At 46.1% G+C, this 20,726-nt stretch carries 15 protein-coding genes and 1 pseudogene; 4 read left to right on the top strand and 12 right to left on the bottom strand.

The window, feature by feature from the left end:
* Positions 1 to 25 precede the first annotated feature (25 nt).
* From AACQ21_RS09400 to AACQ21_RS09370, 7 genes are all read right to left on the bottom strand, one after another.
* A complete protein-coding gene (locus AACQ21_RS09400) occupies positions 26 to 1,387 on the bottom strand; it encodes a TRAP transporter large permease (protein ID WP_013857190.1) in 1,362 nt (453 codons plus the stop codon).
* A 3-nt stretch (positions 1,388 to 1,390) separates the two neighbouring features.
* Entirely contained in the window at positions 1,391 to 2,077 is a 687-nt protein-coding gene (locus tag AACQ21_RS09395) for a TRAP transporter small permease (protein WP_026028632.1), read from the bottom strand.
* 133 nt (positions 2,078 to 2,210) lie between these two features.
* The gene (locus AACQ21_RS09390; protein WP_017044592.1) at positions 2,211 to 3,206 is read right to left on the bottom strand and encodes a TRAP transporter substrate-binding protein; all 996 of its coding nucleotides are present in this window, start codon (positions 3,204 to 3,206) and stop codon (positions 2,211 to 2,213) included.
* 457 nt (positions 3,207 to 3,663) lie between these two features.
* Entirely contained in the window at positions 3,664 to 4,917 is a 1,254-nt protein-coding gene (locus AACQ21_RS09385; protein WP_064624924.1) for an ABC transporter substrate-binding protein, read from the bottom strand.
* A gap of 147 nt (positions 4,918 to 5,064) precedes the next feature.
* Complete coding sequence (locus tag AACQ21_RS09380; protein ID WP_105977373.1) at positions 5,065 to 6,519, bottom strand: ATP-binding protein; 1,455 nt, start codon at positions 6,517 to 6,519, stop codon at positions 5,065 to 5,067.
* A gap of 2 nt (positions 6,520 to 6,521) precedes the next feature.
* Complete coding sequence (locus AACQ21_RS09375; RefSeq protein ID WP_026028047.1) at positions 6,522 to 7,250, bottom strand: response regulator; 729 nt, start codon at positions 7,248 to 7,250, stop codon at positions 6,522 to 6,524.
* A gap of 117 nt (positions 7,251 to 7,367) precedes the next feature.
* Entirely contained in the window at positions 7,368 to 8,837 is a 1,470-nt protein-coding gene (locus AACQ21_RS09370; protein ID WP_105977372.1) for a protein adenylyltransferase SelO, read from the bottom strand.
* A gap of 123 nt (positions 8,838 to 8,960) precedes the next feature.
* Here AACQ21_RS09370 and AACQ21_RS09365 point away from each other — a divergent pair, with 123 nt between their 5' ends.
* Positions 8,961 to 10,328: an L-serine ammonia-lyase gene (locus AACQ21_RS09365; protein WP_029189727.1), complete on the top strand. Its 1,368-nt coding sequence runs from the start codon at positions 8,961 to 8,963 to the stop codon at positions 10,326 to 10,328.
* A gap of 47 nt (positions 10,329 to 10,375) precedes the next feature.
* Here AACQ21_RS09365 and AACQ21_RS09360 read toward each other — a convergent pair whose 3' ends face one another.
* Positions 10,376 to 11,149: a hypothetical protein gene (locus AACQ21_RS09360; RefSeq protein WP_105977371.1), complete on the bottom strand. Its 774-nt coding sequence runs from the start codon at positions 11,147 to 11,149 to the stop codon at positions 10,376 to 10,378.
* Positions 11,150 to 11,473: 324 nt separating this feature from the next.
* Between AACQ21_RS09360 and AACQ21_RS09355 the strand changes: the two genes are divergently transcribed.
* Complete coding sequence (locus AACQ21_RS09355; protein ID WP_026028635.1) at positions 11,474 to 12,712, top strand: DEAD/DEAH box helicase; 1,239 nt, start codon at positions 11,474 to 11,476, stop codon at positions 12,710 to 12,712.
* Between the two features lie 197 nt (positions 12,713 to 12,909).
* Positions 12,910 to 14,691 carry an alpha-amylase family protein gene (locus tag AACQ21_RS09350; protein ID WP_105977370.1) on the top strand — a complete coding sequence of 594 codons (1,782 nt, stop codon included), beginning with the start codon at positions 12,910 to 12,912 and terminating at the stop codon, positions 14,689 to 14,691.
* A gap of 97 nt (positions 14,692 to 14,788) precedes the next feature.
* Here the strand turns inward: AACQ21_RS09350 and AACQ21_RS09345 are convergent.
* The 3 genes and pseudogenes from AACQ21_RS09345 to AACQ21_RS09335 all read right to left on the bottom strand — a co-directional run bounded on the left by AACQ21_RS09345 (position 14,789) and on the right by AACQ21_RS09335 (position 18,755).
* Positions 14,789 to 16,320, bottom strand: a pseudogene (locus AACQ21_RS09345) (BCCT family transporter).
* Complete coding sequence (locus AACQ21_RS09340) at positions 16,307 to 17,206, bottom strand: homocysteine S-methyltransferase family protein (protein WP_105977369.1); 900 nt, start codon at positions 17,204 to 17,206, stop codon at positions 16,307 to 16,309. Before AACQ21_RS09340 ends, AACQ21_RS09345 begins: the two are co-directional and overlap by 14 nt.
* Before the next feature lie 214 nt (positions 17,207 to 17,420).
* The gene (locus tag AACQ21_RS09335; RefSeq protein ID WP_026027654.1) at positions 17,421 to 18,755 is read right to left on the bottom strand and encodes a ferredoxin reductase family protein; all 1,335 of its coding nucleotides are present in this window, start codon (positions 18,753 to 18,755) and stop codon (positions 17,421 to 17,423) included.
* 331 nt (positions 18,756 to 19,086) lie between these two features.
* On the opposite strand from AACQ21_RS09335, the gene AACQ21_RS09330 reads away from it, so the two are divergent.
* Positions 19,087 to 19,500, top strand: coding sequence for a VF530 family protein (locus AACQ21_RS09330; RefSeq protein WP_013857204.1), 414 nt, complete (start codon positions 19,087 to 19,089; stop codon positions 19,498 to 19,500).
* 118 nt (positions 19,501 to 19,618) lie between these two features.
* Here the strand turns inward: AACQ21_RS09330 and AACQ21_RS09325 are convergent, their stop codons facing one another.
* Complete coding sequence (locus AACQ21_RS09325) at positions 19,619 to 20,725, bottom strand: M23 family metallopeptidase (protein WP_105977368.1); 1,107 nt, start codon at positions 20,723 to 20,725, stop codon at positions 19,619 to 19,621.
* Between the last annotated feature and the right edge of the window lies 1 nt (position 20,726).

Below are 20,726 nucleotides of genomic sequence, written 5' to 3'. Positions count from 1 at the left end.
TAGAAATTTCAGGTCAGCATTTTGGTTACTTAGTGATGATTTCCGGCCCCATTAAGGTGGTTGGTAACCAAGTGGAAATCCAAGGCACGTAGGTCACAATCATCAAAAATAGGAACATAATCGCCACCCACGGTAGCGCCGCTTTCACCACATTCATCATCGACATTTTGGCTACCCCTGCGGTGACAAACAAGTTTAACCCGACGGGCGGTGTGATCATCCCTATTTCCATGTTCACCACCATCATGATCCCAAGGTGAATGGGGTCAATACCGAGTGCGATGGCGATGGGGAAGACCAATGGAGCAACAATGATCAGCAGCCCTGATGGCTCCATAAACTGACCACCAAGTAGCAGTAATATGTTGACTACAATCAAGAATGTTATAGGCCCGAGACCGGCGGAAAGCATCGATTCGGCAATAATTTGCGGAATGCGCTCTTCGGTCAGAACATGTTTCAATATCAATGCATTGGCGATAATAAACAGCAGCATAATGGTCAATTTGCCTGCATCAAACAAAGTCGCTTGCGTATCTTTATGGAAAAAGGCTTGCACGATTTTGACCAAGGCAGGTTTGGTATTTTCTTTGTCGGCGAACGGCCCCATATCTTTGTAAACAAAATTGGCAATCAAGAAAGCGTATACCGCTGCCACCGCAGCCGCTTCGGTTGGCGTAAAGATACCACCGTAAATCCCGCCGAGAATGATCACCACCAGCAACAAACCCCAGCTGGCATCTTTGGCGGCGAAGATCGCTTCTTTCCAACCCACAAAAGGTTGTTTCGGCAGGTTTTTAATTCGTGCAAAAATGTAGATAGCAACAATCAGCATCAAACCCGCTAATAAACCTGGGATCACACCGCCTAAAAACATGCGCCCTACCGATACATCGGTCGCGGCTGCGTACACGACCATCACAATCGAAGGTGGGATCAAGATGCCCAATGTGCCAGCATTACAAATAACCCCAGCGGCAAACTCTTTGCTGTAGCCATTTTTGACCATTCCAGCAATAACAATACTGCCGATCGCCACTACTGTCGCCGGTGAAGAACCTGACAGCGCTGCAAACATCATACAGGCCACTACCGAAGCAATCGCCAGCCCTCCCCGAAACCAACCCACCATAGCGATAGCGAAACGGATAATGCGTTTTGCCACACCTCCGGTTGACATAAAGCTGGAAGCCAAAATAAAAAATGGAATCGCAAGCAAAGTGTAATGGCCTTCAAAAGCGTTAAACAAGGTTTGAGCCACTGACGCTAAAGAAGTATCGGAGTGCCAAAGTAGGAACAAAACGCTGGATAATCCGAGCGAGATAGCAATGGGTACACCGACTAGCATAAAGCCGATGACCATAACAAACAGCAGTAAAATATCCATGAATTAACGCTCCTTGCGAGAATCAATAGGCGGGGTCGCTTCGCGGTTCGGCTCTAACATGGTCTCGCTCACTTGTGCCATTTCCGCTTTGAGCGCTTCAAGATCTTCCTCGGCTTCATGGCCAGAAATCATTCTGTCTAACTTACCGCTGAGAATTTGATAGGCGATTTGTAAAAAGCGAAAAGTGAGTAATCCCATTCCGATAGGCAATGCCATGTATGGAATAAAGCGCGGCATTTTTTCATAGCGCTCCCCTTCATTGAGCCAATCGGAGAGAAATTGCAGCATTTCCGGCATAGGAATATCGTCGGTTTCATACCAAGCACGCTCAGTCGCAAACGGATACCAGTAATTCCACGAACCGATGAGCAGTAAAATAGAAAAGGTTAAACAACAAGCCACCGCGACCAGTGCAGACACTTTTCGCATAGTTGCAGGCACCATGTTAATGACCACATCAACTCCGATGTGAAAGTGTTTCTTTACCCCATAGGACGCACCAACCAGTACCATCCATGCAAACATGAACACGGTTAATTCCAATGCCCATAAAATGTTGCCGTTAAAAACATAGCGATAAACAACGTTAACGAACGTTAATAAGGTCATCGAGCCCAAGAAGAATGCAATCAGCATTTCTTCAATCGCATCGGTAAATCGGCCGACTTTAGAGAAAAAAGAGTGTTCCATGTGATACATCGCTCTCATAGTAATTATCGGAATTGACTCAAGGTCACCGCACGGCTTCAGGTTAGTTATCAATGAGACGAGCAATAAACGCGTTGAGTCCAACCCCACCATGCAAGGTGGGGTTGGAGGCTGATTATTTGTTTGAAGCCAGCGCTGCCTCAATCAAATCTGAACCGATGTCTTTTTCAAATTTCTGCCACACAGGCTTCAGCGTTGTAACCCATTGCTGGCGCTGTTCAGGTGTGAGAGTGCGGATCACGCCTCCGGCTTCCAACACGTATTGTCTATTTTGGAGCTCGACTTTATTTGATTCCGCATTACGCGCTTCAGTGACTTCTTTTAAAATGGTCGCGAACTGGTCACGCACGTCGGCTGGCAGGCTGTCCCACCACTTGCTCGATGTCACCACTAGGTAGTCCAAAATGCCGTGATCGGTTTCGGTAATGCCATCTTGCACTTCAAAGAATTTCTTACCGTAAATGTTGGACCATGTATTTTCTTGACCATCAATAACTTTGGTTTGCAAACCGCCATACACTTCTGCAAAAGACATTTTTTGCGGGTTTGCACCAAGCTGCTCAAACTGAGCAACCAGTACATCAGATGCTTGCACACGGAACTTTAATCCTTTTGCATCCGCCGGAACGAGTAGAGGTTTATTGGCTGACATCTGTTTCATACCGTTATGCCAAAACTCCAACCCTTTTACACCACGACGTGTCATTGAATTCTTTAGTTTTTCACCGTCAGCCGAGTTTTGGAAACGGTCAACTGCGTCCACATCCTCAAATAGGAATGGCAGGTCAAAAATACGGAATTTTTTGGTGAATTTTTCAAATTTTGATAATGAAGGCGCCGCTAGCTGCACATCGCCGTTTAGCATGGCTTCCAATACTTTATCGTCATCGTATAAGGTTGAATTAGGGAAAACTTGTAGGCAAGCCTTACCATTCATCTCCTTATTAACACGCTCTTCAAGCAGCGAAGCCGCAATACCTTTAGGGTGCTTATCTGTATTCGTGACGTGGCTAAACTTAATGACGATTTCGCCGGGGTCGCAATTTGCGGCCGCATTAAAACTGGTTACAGCAAGAATGGAAGCGGTCAGCAAAGTCAGTGGCTTTAACATTATTATTCTCCTTGATTGAACATATCAGCCCCATCAATGGGTGCTGGTTGTTTTCTATAAGGCAATTAACAAGCCAACATGACACATTCCATTAACAAGCCAGTAACCATAAGGTGTCACCAGCTATTCAGTTAACAACAACCCATAGAATCTTATGATAGAAAGCAAAAATGGGTAGAAAATGACCCAAGGAATATGAATTTTGGGTGGGAAATGACACCCAGCTAAATCCATCAAAGGGCGGCGATGAGAATGACAAAAAATGTGAAACAGGAAGGAAGCGCACCCTCCGCCCAAACAGCAAGCCTAGTTTGGGCACTCCCCCCGAGCTCTTTATCGGAGAGCGCGCTAATTGGTTAGAACCGACAGATTATGTTAGTAGCACACAGAAAGTGGTGTGCTACAAGAAGAGGGTGAGCAGGCAGGCTAAAAAACCTACCCACTCTGGGGGTTAGGGCTACATCGCAGCTTTCACCGCTTTCGCTAGTTTTTGTGCTGCTTGTTTTGGATCCGCTTTTGGATCATTGAAGAAGTTCGTTACGACATCAAAAATCGCGCCTTGGGCATAGCTGGTTGTCGACATACCATGGGCAATACTGGGCACAAGGTTGTTGGACTTAGCCGTCGCTTTAAAGGCCGCCATTGAGTCCAACGCGCACTGGTCAAATTTTGACATATTCATATCTGTGCGTACCGGGATCGAGCCTTTGTTGAGGTTAAATACCTCTTGGAATTTAGGATCTAGGATCGTGGCGGCTAGCGCTTTTTGCGCCTGCTTATTGTCTGCATCAGTTAGCTCAAAAAAGACAAAACTATCGACATTATGGATAAATTGATCGGCCGTACCTGGCGCGGCCACGCACAGGTAATCTTTACCCGCAACTTTGCCCGCTGCGGTAAACTCACCTTTTGCCCAGTCGCCCATGATCTGCATCGCCGCTTCACCATTTATCACCATTGAAGTCGCAACGTTCCAATCACGGCCTGGAGAGTTAACATCAATGTAGTCATGAACTTTTTTAAACTGGCTAAACACGTCAACCATTTTGTCGCCCGCGAGCACAGCCATATCAAGCTCAACAAACGCTTTCACGTAATCTTGTGAGCCAAGAACGCTCAACGCCACCGTTTCAAAAACCGTCGCGTCTTGCCAAGGTTGGCCACCGTGCGCCAGTGGCACATAACCCGCGGCTTTGATCTTATCGCCCGCAACAAAAAACTCGTCTAACGTAGTTGGCACTTTAGCACCCACTTTAGCCAGTACCGCAGGGTTAACCCACAACCAGTTGACGCGATGCACGTTAACTGGCACGGCCACATACTGGCCATTCCACTTCATGACATTGGTGATCATCGGTGGTACGACTTCATCCCAACCACCCAGTTTGGCTACATCATTAAGATTCGTGAGAAAACCAAGCCCCGCCCATTCTTGAATATCGTGTCCTTTAATTTGAGCCGCCGACGGTGGGTTACCCGACACCGCGCGCGTTTTCAATACCGTCATGGCACTTTCACCACCACCACCTGCGACAGCGAAATCTTTCCAACTATGGCCTTGCTGCTCCAACATTTCGGTGAGCACAGCTATCGACTTGGCTTCACCACCGGAAGTCCACCAATGGAGTACTTCCACTTCACCAGCGTGAGTCGAAGGGATGAAAGAAACAGAGAGGAAAGATAAAGCAAGCAGAGTGTTATGAAATTTCATCATCATCTTCCTTGGTTTTGATTCGGCAAACCTGATTCGCAAACTTTTATTAACCATTAAAGTGCTGATCGTTTACCTACTAGTCTAATCAAAGAAAATTTTTTTCGTTGAAACAAACCGTAATTTTAACGTAACGAAAGCGTTACACTACACCGCTAACGTAGGTGGGATAAAGACTTGTGCTTCCAGACCACCATGAGCTGGATTGCGTAAAATGAGATCTCCGCCGTGTCCATGTAAAATACTTCGGCATATTCCAAGGCCAAGACCGTGGCCTTGATCATCATCGGCAAGGCGAAAATAGGGCTCAAAGACCGCTTCTAATTTATCTATCGGGATCCCCGGGCCTTGGTCTTGGATGGTGATAACCGCCCACTCTGGATTTTCTTCCAACTTCACCCACACTTGCTGACCATACTTCACGCCATTGCCAATCAAGTTTGTCAATACTCGTTGAATAGCTAGAGGCTTAGCGATTATCGGTTCAAGCTGTGTAGGCGTAAAATGGACCACTTGGCGAGTTAAGTTGTACCCTTCAGCAATCGTCTGAATCATCTCATTGAGATCAATACTGCTGTTATTTTCGTGTAAATCGGTATCTCGCACGCACTGCAATGCCCCTTTAACCATCATCTCTAGCTCATCGAGATCGCGGTTAAATTTTTCGCGCTTAACATCGCTTTCGAGCAATTCAGCCCTTAGGCGTAAGCGGGTGATGGGTGTTTTTAAATCATGAGAGATGGCCGAAAACAGATGTTCTCTATCGGCCACGTAACGTCGAATTCGTTGCTGCATACGATTGAATGCGCGGGTCGCCGTGATCAATTCTGTCGCCCCCTCTTCACGCAAGGGACGCTGGGCAATATCCATACTCATCTCATTCGCCGCTTTGGCTAAATTTCTCAGTGGCCGAACTTGGCGGCGCATAAGCAAGTAGGTCAACGCTAACAAAATGGTGGTGGAAAAAAAGAGAAATAAGATCTGCTCTTTTCTTAGTAGAGTGTCATCCAATTTCACGTATGGAGCGGGAAGTAGCGCCGCCACGTAAACCCATTCATGGCTTGAGAGTTCAATTTGCACCACCAGCACTGGCGGGTTTAACGGTTCAAGTGTGAGTGTATGGTAGGCCCAGGACTTGGGTAAGTCGCTGAGAAAAATATCGTTTTTTAGTAACCGCAAATGTTCTGGTTTGGTAAATTCAACTTGAATACTCTCAACGTTATTGAGCTTTTGTTGCAACACTTCCCTCACCGCGTCGACTGAAGCTCGCTTGAGCGGCGTATCGATAATCGGCTCCACAGTCAATGGCTCTTTATTGAATGAGACAAAAAAACGGGTTCCCCCCATATTGCGAATTTGATCCAGCACGATATGCCGATACTTGACGGGTAGTGATTGAAAAAAGGTCACGGTGGAAGCAAACATACCAGCCATGCTAGAAGAAACGGAACTGATCCCTTCCAACTCTTTTTGTTTAGATTGGCTGTACCAAATCGCCGTTGCAATGCCCTGCGCTATCACCACCGCCAACAAAGTCAGCAGCAGTGTTCGTGAGACAAGAGAGTTGGGTTTTAAGCGTGAAAAGAGACGTCTTAGCGTCATTTTTAATGGCCGTAACTGACCGGAACGGCCAGAATATAGCCGTTGCCACGCATAGTTTTAATGTAGTGAGGGTATTTTGCACTATCACCCAATCGCTGACGTAAACGGCTAAGTTGCACGTCGATACCTCGCTCAAAAGGGAGCGCTTCACGTCCACGAGTAGCAAATGAGATGGTATCGCGATCAAGCACTTCCTTAGGCCGGGTTAAAAACAGCATCAGTAGTGCAAAATCACTGCCCGACAAGTCATGCTCATCGGCACGCTCTAGATGTGTAATTCGGTGTGACAAGGTATCGAGTTGCCAATCACCAAACGTAATTTGTTTGGGCAACGCATCGGTTGTTTTTTCATCATTGACTTGTACCCGGCGCAGCAAAGCCTTGATGCGCGCCATTAACTGACGCGGGTTAAAAGGTTTCGCCACATAATCATCCGCGCCAATTTCTAAACCAATGATTTGGTCAGTTTCATCAGAAACCGCGGTCAACATAATGATAGGAACGTTCGAATGACGACGGATTTTTTGGCATAAAGTAAAACCATCGTCTCCGGGCATCATCACATCCAACAAAATAAGATCGGGATAACTGTTACGTTCCAAATAGGCTAATAGCTCGATGCCATCCGCGGTGGTGACGATATCAAAACCAGACTTCGTCAAGTACTCATCTAATAATTGCCGAATCTCTTCGTCATCATCCACGACTAGAATGCGCGTTCTTGCCTGCATGTCCACTATCCATATTTTCAACTGATCGGCCTAGTGTAGCTATAGGTCATTTTTTTGATTATTGATATTTATGTAAAGTTTGAATTCTGTCTAGATAGAGATCACAAAATGCGTTACTTATGAGGAACAACTGATTTCCATTTTTTTCCCCCATTCAGGAGGAAGCTGGGCAAAATGACTCTTTTCCGGCTGCTCAGCATAAGGGTTGGCTAACAATTGTGCTAATTGGTGCACTTGTTGGTAATCACCTTGTTCTGCTTTATCGATCGCTTGTTGAGCCAAATAATTACGCAAAATATATTTCGGATTCACTTTTCTCATCTCTGCGCAGCGCTGCTCAATCGAAATCGCGTTCCCCGAACTGTCGATTTCTCGCTCACAACGAGCCAGATACTGTTCAAGCCAAGACTGAGCGGCAGCGCGGTCAATGAAGAGATCCAATACAGGTTGCTCCCCTTCTCGATCCAAGTTGGATAGTTGCCGGAAAAAGCGAGTGTAGTCGGTGTGATTTTTGGTTAATAACTCAAACATTTGCTCAAACAACACAGAATCACCGGACAGAGAGGCCAACACCCCCAATTTACGACGCATTTGCTGGCTAAAATAACGGCCGAGCTGCGCTTCAAACTGAGCGAGATCCGCTTCCAGATCGCTTCTTTCAACTAACGGTGACAATGCATGTGCTAAAGCGGACAGGTTCCACAACGCTACGCGCGGCTGCTGATCAAACGCGTAGCGGCCTTGATAATCAGAGTGATTGCCAATATAAGTCGGTTCATAATCATCGAGAAAAGCAAAAGGACCGTAGTCAAAGGTTTGACCGAGGATAGACATGTTGTCGGTATTCATCACACCATGGGCAAATCCAACCGCTTGCCAATCGGCAATCATCTTAGCAGTACGCTCAACAATGTGACTAAACATGGCCGCATAAGGTTTTTCTTGTGTAAGGCAATCAGGGTAATGCCACTCAATCACTTTATCAGCCAGTTGCTTTTGCTCTGCTAATTGGTTGGTATAGAAAAAATGTTCAAAATGACCAAAGCGAATATGGCTCTGCGCTACACGTACCAGCAGCGCACCTCGCTCTTGTTTTTCTCGATAAACAGGCGTGTCACTGCTCATCATCGCTAATGCTCTTGTGGTCGCAATCCCAAGACCCACCATCGCCTCACTACACAAGTATTCGCGAATAGTGGAGCGCAGTACGGCGCGGCCATCCCCCATACGCGAATAAGGCGTAAGCCCTGCACCCTTCAAATGCAGATCATACACTTCACCCGTTTTACTCTCGATTTCGGCCAACAGTAAGCCACGGCCATCACCTAAATCAGGGTTATAAATACCAAATTGATGGCCCGCGTATTTCATCGCTAATGGCTTAAATTGCGCGGGAATAACTTGGCCAGACAGGCTGTGCAGTAGCTCATCATTAGGTTGTACTGGTAAAGACAAATCGCCAGCCAGTGAGGCATTCCAAGCAACCCAACGCACATTGTCTAAAGGCGTTGGGTTCACTTGAGAATAAAAAGCCGAGGGTAATTCACCATAGCGAGTGTGCAGTGTTACTTGATCCCAAATCGACATGCGAAGTCCTCATAATATGGTTTTTGGTTAGACTTTTGCACGTTAGCAAATACTTGAGCTCTAGACTAGGGTATTATTAGGCAAAGTTGTCACCTATTACAGGTCACATTCAAGGTGAAGTCGATGTTATCCATTTTTGATATTTTTAAAATTGGTGTGGGCCCTTCTAGCTCACACACCAATGGGCCAATGATTGCAGGCTATCAATTTAGCCAAATCATTGCTGATTTAACGCAAGTGGCAAGAGTGCAGATTGACCTTTACGGTTCATTATCACTTACAGGACGTGGCCACCACACTGATCGCGCCGTGATATTAGGTTTGCTGGGCAATAAGCCTGACACCATCAAAATCACCAGCGCCAATCAAGCGCTAGCGCATGCTATTGAACACGGTGAGCTTAATTTAGCGGGAAAAAAGCTCATTCCATTCCAGCTAAAAACTGACCTCCTCTTCCAAAATACTAATCTTCCCTTACATGAAAATGGTATGACGATTACCGCTTTTGGAGCGCAAGGAGAAACGTTAGCCTTTGAAACTTACTACTCGGTGGGAGGCGGCTTTGTTGCTACCGCCAAAGAGTTGGAACACGGTAGTGCAAATGCACCCGTGGAGGTCGAATTTCCTTTTACTTCTGCTGATGAATTACTCTTTAAAGCCGAAAAACATGGCTTAAGTTTAGGCAGTCTCGTTTTGCGCAATGAAATAGCGTTTCATGATCTTGAAACGATTAACCACAAAGCCGATCAAATTTGGAAAGTGATGTCGCTCTGCATGCAGCGCGGCTTTGAAACGGAAGGCATTCTCGAAGGTGGATTGCATGTCACGCGCCGCGCGCCAGCACTGCTCAAAAAGCTGGAAGCTAACGCGGCGATTGAAAGTGACCCAATGGAGATCATGGACTGGATTAACCTGTTTGCTTTCGCGGTCAGTGAAGAAAATGCAGCGGGAGGGCAAGTGGTCACCTCGCCAACCAATGGCGCGGCAGGAGTGATACCCGCCGTATTAATGTATTACCACCGCTTTATCCGAGAGCTTGACACTAAGCAGTTGAAAGATTTCCTCGCCGTGGCTGGCGCTATTGGTATTTTGTACAAAACCAATGCTTCTATTTCGGGGGCCGAAGTAGGCTGTCAAGGGGAGATTGGAGTCTCTTCCTCAATGGCGGCGGCAGGGTTGACCGCGCTAAGAGGTGGCAGCAACGAACAAATTTGCATGGCGGCTGAAATTGCCATGGAGCATTCATTGGGTATGACATGCGACCCAATGGGTGGCTTAGTTCAAGTCCCTTGCATCGAACGCAATGCAATGGGAGCCGTGAAAGCGATTAACGCTTCACGCATGGCCCTAAAACGGACCAGCAAATGCTTAATTTCTCTAGATAAAGTGATTGAGACCATGTACCAGACGGGGAAAGATATGAATCGGAAATATCGTGAAACCTCGTTAGGCGGCTTAGCGTTAATCCACCTATCACCACCTTGTGAGTAGTAGTACCGTTCAATCCTCATCAAGCCCTGTGTGAATACAGGGCTTGTTTAAGCGGTAAATTCAGGAATGCGTAACTCTTGGTTCTGAGTAATCGCTTCTCGCTGCACAATCCACTGAAAGCTGAGCGACAACACACAAATCTCAACCGCACAAACCACTAACCAGACGAGTGACAATAATAATGTCAATGGCAGAAAATGCAGATTAAACAAGGGCTGTAGTAGTGCGTTGATAAGCATGGGGATCACACCTATCAGCACAAATAGTGCTTTGGCGTGGGGCCTTGACATTTGCCACGCGACACTCAAACCTCTAGGTTGATGATCTAGTGCTGTTGCTGGCAAAACTAATGACCAGCGGGAGATAAACCAGCCAATAGGCAGCATTGCGGCATAGGTACAAAGCTGGATTAACCACATTGGCATAGTCACTATATTTGCCAGCGAGCCAATGATAAACATGGGTATGATTAGAATGGCAAACAGCATAGCGCCTAAAGCAGCCCACCATCCAATAAAGCACAATTCACGCGAACTTAAATAAAAAATCGTGCTCAAACGGCAAGATTTTTCACCCAGCAGAACCAAACGATGCAAGCGCACTGTCGCCATCGCCGCCGTTACCGTATAAAGCACATAAACAATGACATTCGTTAATGTAAACAACTGTTGTGGATCATCAAAGTCAACAACACCAATCGTGAAATAGAGATTCACCACCAAAAAAGGTGAAGATTGCAGCATGAGAGTCAGCCAATTTTTTTGGACTAATTTTAACGCACTCACCACAGTATACTGAATCGGTAGCTGCTGATATTCCATGAATCTATTCCCTGACAAATAAGTAAGGTTAATATATCGAAAATAGATCCCACTTGTTCTAAAAGCTCTGTGATGCCAATCCAACTCCCTGCACTCATTGATAACAATCTTATTGGTATCTCAGAATAGCGACTCGGCAACGAGGCACTATTCTGAATAAGGAGACAATCGCTGACACTGAGGTATCTCACCGCATTTGAAGAGTTCATGCTAGAATGCGTCGAATTTGCGATGAGTTGCACTCAAAGTATTAGGGCGTAGCGCCTTACGATGAGAAAGCCATCGCTTGCTAACTGTTTTGACTTTTTAACTCTGAGAGCCCGCATGCCATTTTCCAATCTAGGATTGAGCGATCCAATCTTAAAAGCCGTTCACGAACTCGGCTATTCTGCCCCAACACCGATTCAAGAACAGGCAATCCCTGCCATTTTGACGGGTAAAAATGTCATTGCGGCAGCGCAAACCGGCACGGGTAAAACCGCTAGCTTTGTACTGCCCATTTTGCAGATGCTTAGTCAAGGAACAACTCAGCGCGCCAAACGTGTTCGCGCATTAATTTTAGCGCCCACTCGCGAATTGGCTCTGCAAGTGGAAGAGAACGTCACTCAATACGCCAAGTATCTGCCCTTAACCTGCCTTGCGATGTACGGCGGTGTCGATTCGCAAAAACAAAAACAACGCTTGATTGAAGGGGTGGATATTTTGATCGCCACGCCGGGGCGCTTGCTTGATATGTATGGCCAACGCGCCGTTCATTTTGATGAGCTTGAAGTGTTGGTGATGGATGAAGCTGACCGCATGCTCGACATGGGTTTCATTGAAGACATCAATAAAATTGTTGATCGCCTGCCACTAAACCGTCAGAACTTGCTGTTTTCGGCGACCCTTTCTCGCCCAGTGCGCGAGTTGGCCAAATCAGCCATTAATGATCCGATTGAAATTGATGTCGCTGGTTACAACCGCACACCAAATCAAATCGAGCAGTGGATTATCACTGTCGATAAAGATCAAAAATCTGCACTACTGAGCCATTTGATTACTGAAAACCAATGGCAACAGGCGATGATTTTCATCGAAACCAAACACGGTGCGGCAAAGCTGGCGAGCCAACTGGAAAAGCGTGGCATTGCGGCAGAGGCGTTTCACAGTGGCCGTAGCCAAGAAGTTCGTGAAAAATTATTAGCCGATTTCAAAGCAGGTAAACTGCAATTTTTGATTGCAACGGGCGTTGCCGCGCGCGGTATTGATATTGACAACTTAGAAAGAGTGGTGAATTACGACTTGCCTTATCCTGCGGAGAACTACATTCACCGTATTGGACGAACCGGTCGTGCTGGTGCAACCGGTGAAGCAATTTCTCTCGTATCACGCGATGATTTTAAAAACTTGTGCATGATTGAAAGCCGCTTAGGACATTTGCTTGTGCGTAAAGAAATTGAAGGTTTCACACCGAAAAAAGACGTGCCTATTTCCATTTTAAATTACCACTTGAAAAAGCGTGATAACGAGCACTCAAGTGCACCGCGTCGTAGCCCTCGCCCTAAACAAGAAAAACGCTCATAAGCATAATGTTTCTTTACAAATCCCACCGCCCGGTGGGATTTTGTTGACTAAACCATTCCCGCATCACACTTTTACGCCTTCTTTCTCTCTACGCCCCAAAATCACTACTCAAGGATGATTCTGTCTTCATCAACTTCTATTAGCCTGCAACTCATCTCCTATTTCTCGCATCCCATCATCGCTTAGGTTGACACGTTATGGCTTACAACAAATACACTATCTATCAAGTTTTCACGCGCTTATTCGGTAATACAAACTGTTGCAACACACCTTGGGCAACGAAAGAACAAAATGGCGTCGGTAAATTAAGTGACTTCACTGACGATGCACTCAATGCAATTCATCAACTTGGGATCACTCATATTTGGTATACCGGTGTTTTACATCACGCACTGGTGGGTGATTACCGTGCATGGGGAATAGAGAATGATCACCCAAGTGTTGTCAAAGGTAGAGCGGGCTCGCCTTACGCCATTAAAGACTACTATTCGATAAACCCTGATTTAGCCGACGACCCAGCTCAGCGTAATCACGAATTTGAAGCCTTGATTAAGCGTACACACCAAGCGGGCATGAAAGTCATCATCGACATTGTCCCTAACCACGTGGCGCGCCAATATCAAGGGCTCAATAACCCTGTCGGAGTCAATGATTTTGGTGAAAATGATGATACCAGTGTGCAATACGCCAGGGACAATAACTTCTATTACCTACCCGACACCTCCTTTAAACTGCCAGATATTCCCACCTCATTGCTACCGTTGGGCGGTGAATGCCACCCAGATTTAGCCACCCCGTTTTACGAACACCCCGCAAAATGGACAGGCAATGGATCTCGTTTAGCCAAGCCGAACATCGATGATTGGTATGAAACCGTCAAAATAAACTACGGCATCAAACCTGATGGAGGAAAAGATTTTGCCGAGCTTCCGCAGCAATACCGTTTCCTATCTCACCTTGAACACGCCGTTTTCTGGCAAGACAAAAGTATCCCGGATTCATGGCGTAAATTTAGGGATATCGCTCTTTATTGGCTCGATAAAGGCGTGGATGGCTTTCGTTATGATATGGCCGAAATGGTACCGATTGAATTTTGGAGCTATCTCAACTCGGCAATTAAGCTACACACCCCCGATGCTTTTTTAATGGCAGAGGTGTATCAGCCAGATTTATACCGCGATTATATCCAGCTCGGGAAAATGGACTATCTGTACGACAAAGTCGACCTTTACGATAGTCTCAAAGCCATCATGCAAGGACACGGCTCTACCAAAGAGATTGGTCGTATTGAATATCAACTGCGCGACATTGAGCATCACATGCTGCATTTCTTGGAAAACCATGACGAGCAGAGAATTGCCTCGCCTGAATTTGCAGGGGAAGCACATAAAGCACGCCCAGCCATGTTGATTTCAGCCTGTTTATCCAGCTCACCAACCTTGCTTTATTTTGGGCAAGAAGTGGGCGAACCGGGAGCGGAACATGCCGGCTTTGGCCAGCCTTCTCGCACCTCTATTTTTGACTATATCGGTGTTCCACAACACCAAAAATGGATGAATAACGGCGCATTTGATGGTGGCCAATTAAACGAGAGCGAGAAGCAGCTGCGCCATTTCTACTCAACATTACTGAATTTAGTCAAACAGAGCCCCGCACTGACCGGTGAATATCATGATCTGTACGCCGCCAATGTTGAACACTTCTCCGACCAACAAGATTACTTATTTGCCTTTGCTCGCTCTAACCCGTCACAAAAGCTGATCATCGCAGCGAACTTCAGTGCCACAAGTGGCAAAACCGTAAAACTGCATTTACCTAAAGCATTGACCACTTATTGGCAGTTAACCTGTGGTGAGCACACTTTATTCGATCCGCTAAATCAACAAACGCTGACGCTCTTCGTCAACGAACAAGAGAGCTATGTGATGATCGACTTCACCCCACTTTCGACCCATTTCATGGTTCTCAATAATATTTAAACCTCAAAGAGAGTCATTGGTCTTCTTTCAATACAACAAGCCAGCATCTTCATCGTGCTGGCTTGTTTTGCTAAACGCTATAAGGTTAAGGCTTGCTTTAAGTGACTTTCATTAACACGGGCTCTTGATCAGATTCCCGCTTATGCTGACTGGGCAAAATGCCTAAAGTATGTAAAAAGGTTTTGAGCATGATGGCGTAAATGAACATCATAGGAAGGCCTGCGACCACACAAAGCGACTTAATGGTTTCAATCCCTCCCCCAGCCAAAAATACACTTAAACTGATCAGCCCAATCGCACAGGCCCAAAGCAATTTTACTCGATTATCGGGATCACCATTCAAAGCCAATTCATTGGTGGTGAGCATCGCCGTCGCAACACTCGCACTGGACATAGTGGTCAGCATCAATAAAAACTGAATGAGCAGAAATAGCCCAAGCACCCCATTTCCCCCAGGCAAGGTTTTTATCAATGAAACCACTGCGTAGGTTAAGCCACCTTCTGCCATCCAGCCCTGAACGGGTAAACCGCCCAGCATTTGAGCCCACACCGCATAGCCACCAAAAATGGAGATAAAAAATGCGCAGCCCAAAGCGCCCATCAAGATGGTGTACAAAACCACTTCACGAATCGTTCGTCCACGAGAAATTCGCGTGATGAATAGGCCCATCATAATCAAGTACGCGTAATACCAAAACCAATAGTACTGAGTCCAACCTTGTGCAAAACCACTTTGCTGAACAGGGTCTGTCCACAATGACATTCTAAAGAAATTATCCAACATCACGCCCAGCGAGTCAGTGAAACTATTAAGAATGAAAGAAGGTTGAGTCGCCAATAATACAAACAGGGCAAACAACACTGCCATGCTGACTGTCCAGTTAGAAATCATGTTGATGCCTTGATTAAAACCAACCCCCATCACAACCACTAACGCAGCCACAAAAAGCACAATAATTGTGCCTTGTAAGCCAAGGCTATTCTCAATCTGTAACAGCTCTGCCACACCGGCGCTAACCAAGGTCACAGTTAAGGCTAGCGAGCTAGCAAACGCGGCCAACGTACCAAAAATCGACAATAGATCGATACTTTTTGCCACCAAAGGATGGTCACCCACTACCGAAGAACACAAACTGGAAACTTTTAACGTGCGTTTTTTTTGTACATAAAATGCATAAGCAAACGGAATCGCTGGAAAGCAGTAAATCGCCCAGCCTGTAATGCCCCAATGAAAAATAGAGTAAGTAACGGCCCATGCCGCAGCAGGATAACTATTAGGCTCAGCAAATAACGGCGGTGATTGTAAGAATACATCGGTTCACCTACCCCCCCAGAAAATGAGGGACCCCCGCCGGGGTAAAAAATCCCCCCGCCGTAAGAAAAATTACTGTATTCGGTTTTTTCTTCACCTAAACGAATGCGGCCGTATTTCGAACACGCCAGCCACAGTAAAAAAACCACTAACGCCAAACTTGCCATCTGTACTAACCAGCCAAACCAGTGGCTCACCCAGCCCATAGCTTGCGCCGCCATCGCTTGAGAGGTGGCTGGATAAAGCGCAGATACCGTTAACAAAACAAGCACTAACGCAATCGCAGGAAAAGCCAATCCATAATTAAGATTTTTCAAAACTGCGCCTCCATTCATAAAGTGCTTGAATATGGCGAGGGGTGATGCCACAACATCCGCCGATCACGGTTGCACCGAGGGCATACCACTGCTTGGCAAATGCGAGATAATCTTCTGCACTAAACTCACGCATGGCTTGTACGGTTTCGTTAGCAGCGTGATCCGATTTAATCGGCGTAAAACTGTTTGCATAAACGCCGATTTCAATCTTTTGCGCTCGGCCTTCCAACACCATTTTCGCCTGTTGAATGGCATCAGCCATCACCTCGGGTATTGAGCAGTTAAAGAAAATACCCGCCCCACCCGCAGAATAGATTTGTTCTGTGGCTTCAGACACTGACTGCCCAGAACGCAATTGTGCGATATTAGAGTCATCTTTCAGAGTCAGTGCGTAATAGCAAGGCTTGGTTGATGAGGCAAACACCGATTGGATCATGCTCAACTCTTCTAAACTGGCAATCGTCTCCGCTAACCAGACGTCCACATAAGGATCTTGTGCTTTATACAAAGTGAGTGAAATCGCTCGCGCGACTTCGGCTTGAAAGAGATCAGGCCGATAGCTTCCCATAGCCGGTGGCATAGAACCCGCCACTAAAATCGGACGTTCTGACTGTTGTGCTACTTCCGCAGCAATCTGCGCGGCTAAGTTCGCTAACCTTGCACCATCGGTTTGATATAGTGACTCGCCCAAGTGAAAAGGGACACACGCATAGCTATTCACCGTGATGATGTCGGCACCGCTATCAATAAATCCTTGGTGAGCTAAACGAACATGTTGTGGAGATTCAATCAGCGCTTGCGCGCTCCAAAGTGGCTGAGAAAAAGGAGCGCCAATTCTTTTTAATTCACGCCCCATGCCACCATCAAGAAGGGTTAATTTGCTCATAATATCGTATCCATAATGCTTTATTGGTCAGTGCCATTGAAGCATACTGTGAGCAAGATCATAGTGAATAACATTGAACTGCAATATGAATTTTATTCAAGTAAGTGACTTGATTTATCTATTCTTTTTCGCAAGGTCACTATCTGTTGTTCATGCTGTCATTCGTGCTGTAATTCTTAGAAAACATGGGGCTTGGTCATTTCACAACAAATACTCAACGCATCATAAACAACTCTTCATGGAACTGAGTTTCAACGTCTACATGGTAAGGCTTCAACGCCTGTTTTAAAGTCCGTGAAAACGCAACAGGGCCACAAAAGAAAAACTCAAAACCACTTAAATCACCACACTGGCGAGCAATAGTCTCGGCAGACAAATGCGGCGCAATGCTTGAATCAATCACTGTGAGGGAGACACCTGCACGCAATGCTTTCTGCTTAAGCTCATCACACAGGGCTTGTTGCTCTGCATGGTGGCAGCAGAAAAACAGATAAGTAGCCGGATGCGCTTTTACCGTGTGTAAATAATCTAACCCAGCCATAAATGGAGCGATGCCGACACCGCCACCAATCCAGACTTGCGGCCTATCACTATAAAACTCAAATCGTCCATATGGACCTTCGACCTCAATCGGCTCACCCACGGTAATTCTCTTATAAAGGCCTGTGGTAAAATCGCCGAGCTCTTTGATCAAAAATCGCAGCTCATTAGCCTCATTGTACGAAGCAATAGTAAACGGATGCGGCTCTTCGCCAACAAAACTCAAATAGGCAAACTGCCCTGCTTTGTGTCCGGGCCAAGGTTTCTCCATCTTAATTCTTAAATCTAACGTTTGGCTCGCTGCGCAGTAGTGGCATGCGCTAATCTTCGCTGAATAACGTGCATTTCGGCCCACAAATCCAAGCAAACTGTAGACTGCTGCCGCGGAGCCAAGCGCAATAAACATCAACACTAACCAATAAATCGGCCAGCCCCAATACGCCTTTTTCAACAATAATACCGAATGCCCAGCTAGCAAAAGGTACACCACCGCCATCAAACGGTGCGATAAGCGAAACGGTTTGTATTTAATGGTTAGCCACAGTGATACACCCACCAGCAGCAATAATGAGTAGAACCCCCATTCGCCAATGGCTAACCCCATCGGGCGCATCTCTTTTACCCAAAGCGCAAAACCCGACAAGTTCCCCTGTGGGCCAGAGCCATTGAGCCGATTAGGTTTAGTCAGGAGCTCAAGTGCGATCATCCATTTCGGTATCTGGTAACAAAGCCAGTGAAATAAACCAAGCAACGTGGCCGAAATGCCCAGCCATTTGTGTATTCGATAACCTTTATCGATTCCTTGTGTCCACTGTTCAACAAGGGGCAAACGAAGCGCCAGCACCATAGCCAATGACATCGCCACAATGGCCAAAATGCCTGACCACTGGATAAAAGCCGATCGCCACTTGAAGAGGTTTTCAGACACCAAAAGCGTTGGCTCGGCTTGCATCCATAATACCGAGACAACCACTATCACAATCAATACCGTTTTGCTTACTCTGCTCATCACAATAACCACTTAAATAGAAAGGTTATCTAAGAGTAACAAGCACAACGTAAAGTAGATGAAGTAACAAGTAAATCTGTGTAAAGACGGCAATCCAAACTCTTTAAGCGCTATGTCCTTTTATTGAACGCAGAAAAATCTGACCAATCAAACAACGCTGATCTTCCGCACGATAATCTTAGGGAGGGTCACTGAATTCTGTTAGAATGCGGCCCCTTCAACTAGCGTGTTAAGAGATGATCATTCGTGATGCCACGTTGTTTGAATAAAAAACCAACGAAAACCATACACCCCTGCTGGCCTCGGTTAGTGAACTACTTAGGAACTCGTTATGATGACTGAAGAAGAAAGAATTGAATTACAAAGAAATAACCCATTACACGGTCTTAAGTTAGAAACATTACTGCAAGAACTAGTGGATTTTTACGGTTGGGATATTCTCGATACGGCAATGCGTTTTAACTGCTTCCATACCAACCCATCGGTTGCCAGCAGCGTGAAATATCTCAATAAAACCGATTGGGCGAGAGAGAAAGTAGAAAACTTCTACCTATATCGCTTTAAACGTATGCCACGCGCTTCAGCTGAAGAATATGATCTGCCACCGCGCGCGCGCACTTTCCCACATGGCCTCAAACCTAAAGAGCCAATGGAGCTGACGGTTGATTCCATTTTAAACTCACAGGCTAAAGCGGCTTCTGCCCATAAAGAGCGTTCCGCACGTAACCGTTCGTTTCGTCGTTAAAGAACGATAAGTCAGTGATCGGCTCACGACACAACAAATCGGTTGAGCACAAAATGAATGTTGGTGTAAGAGAGAACCTTGCACCAACATTTTCCATCACAACATTTCAGCGTAAACCTTAATTATAAATAGGTTGCCATAAGCAGACTTTCTGCTGCTTACGTTGGTCATACAGCCATGTATATTGGCAATGATTATCGTAACTATATCGCCCAGTCTGAACCTTATATGGCCCAAAACTCACACCTTGTAAAGATTGAAAACGCCCTTGATAAAGCAATGAGAAGTGCAAGTGAGGGCCGGTGGACGATCCACCTTCACACAAAGCAATGGAACGCTGATTAGCATAAACACCCAACTTACTGTCTTTCGTCACCCACTGATTATTCGCGACTTGGATTCCGTCCATATGGTAATAGTTCGTCGCCCAACCGTTTGGATGCGTCACGCGCAGTTGGCACCGAGACATCACCGACACGTAGCCATCATGCGCGGCCGTTACACTGTAAGTTGGCGCGCCCCAAGCTGGCCAATCGTAAGAAACGTCGATTGAAGAAAGCGGAAAACCTGAGCCACTGTGCGCATGCGTACCGTTAGGTATCCACTGATACCCTTTGCGCCATGGCCACTGCATAAACCCCTCACTAGGCGAAGCAATGAGGTTTCCCATACGCATAGGAGCTGGTGTGTTTTGTGGTTCGCTGAAAGCACCAAACCAAAGCTCATATTGCGATTTCCATAACGCCCAATCATCCACCCGATTCAATTGCTGCATGACCGCTAATGTCGCAGCATTGTAGTGAAGAGCCGATGAACTTTCTTGATAGTGATAAAAACGCTGAGACAGTTGATTCGCAATATCTTTGATCTGCCGCTGTCTATCGTCCAAGCTTTGATCCAAAGCACTCTCTTGTTCTAATAACGCTAAAGTGGTCAATAACACTCGAGGATCAACCCCCGTTGCCCCAGCCCAATGGCTAACTGACTCGACAAGCTCAAGCCAATGTGGCTGATGGGTACCAATAAAATCTTCAATATTGAAAGGACGTTGATGAGGTCGAAAAACAAACTCATCATCGCTAATCAGAGAAAATGGCAGTTGGCTCTCTGCAAGCTGCGCTTCGTTAAGCCGTGGAGTATCGACATCAGGATACAACTGATGGCTTACCGCCATTGGGCTAAAACAGATAAACCATGTCACTAAAGAAGATTTGGTTAGATTCATT

The sequence above is a fragment of the Vibrio sp. V01_P9A10T6 genome (assembly GCF_963877065.1).
GTDB classification, from domain to species: domain Bacteria; phylum Pseudomonadota; class Gammaproteobacteria; order Enterobacterales; family Vibrionaceae; genus Vibrio; species Vibrio anguillarum.
This window is presented reverse-complemented; position numbering and strand designations above follow the sequence as displayed.

Bases quoted from the DNA above. Each gene is read 5' to 3' on its own strand.
- AACQ21_RS09400 (WP_013857190.1), bottom strand. From the start codon at position 1,387: ATGGATATTTTACTGCTGTTTGTTATGGTCATCGGCTTTATGCTAGTC.
- AACQ21_RS09395 (WP_026028632.1), bottom strand. From the start codon at position 2,077: ATGGAACACTCTTTTTTCTCTAAAGTCGGCCGATTTACCGATGCGATT.
- AACQ21_RS09390 (WP_017044592.1), bottom strand. From the start codon at position 3,206: ATGTTAAAGCCACTGACTTTGCTGACCGCTTCCATTCTTGCTGTAACC.
- AACQ21_RS09385 (WP_064624924.1), bottom strand. From the start codon at position 4,917: ATGAAATTTCATAACACTCTGCTTGCTTTATCTTTCCTCTCTGTTTCT.
- AACQ21_RS09380 (WP_105977373.1), bottom strand. From the start codon at position 6,519: ATGACGCTAAGACGTCTCTTTTCACGCTTAAAACCCAACTCTCTTGTC.
- AACQ21_RS09375 (WP_026028047.1), bottom strand. From the start codon at position 7,250: ATGCAGGCAAGAACGCGCATTCTAGTCGTGGATGATGACGAAGAGATT.
- AACQ21_RS09370 (WP_105977372.1), bottom strand. From the start codon at position 8,837: ATGTCGATTTGGGATCAAGTAACACTGCACACTCGCTATGGTGAATTA.
- AACQ21_RS09365 (WP_029189727.1), top strand. From the start codon at position 8,961: ATGTTATCCATTTTTGATATTTTTAAAATTGGTGTGGGCCCTTCTAGC.
- AACQ21_RS09360 (WP_105977371.1), bottom strand. From the start codon at position 11,149: ATGGAATATCAGCAGCTACCGATTCAGTATACTGTGGTGAGTGCGTTA.
- AACQ21_RS09355 (WP_026028635.1), top strand. From the start codon at position 11,474: ATGCCATTTTCCAATCTAGGATTGAGCGATCCAATCTTAAAAGCCGTT.
- AACQ21_RS09350 (WP_105977370.1), top strand. From the start codon at position 12,910: ATGGCTTACAACAAATACACTATCTATCAAGTTTTCACGCGCTTATTC.
- AACQ21_RS09340 (WP_105977369.1), bottom strand. From the start codon at position 17,206: ATGAGCAAATTAACCCTTCTTGATGGTGGCATGGGGCGTGAATTAAAA.
- AACQ21_RS09335 (WP_026027654.1), bottom strand. From the start codon at position 18,755: ATGAGCAGAGTAAGCAAAACGGTATTGATTGTGATAGTGGTTGTCTCG.
- AACQ21_RS09330 (WP_013857204.1), top strand. From the start codon at position 19,087: ATGATGACTGAAGAAGAAAGAATTGAATTACAAAGAAATAACCCATTA.
- AACQ21_RS09325 (WP_105977368.1), bottom strand. From the start codon at position 20,725: ATGAATCTAACCAAATCTTCTTTAGTGACATGGTTTATCTGTTTTAGC.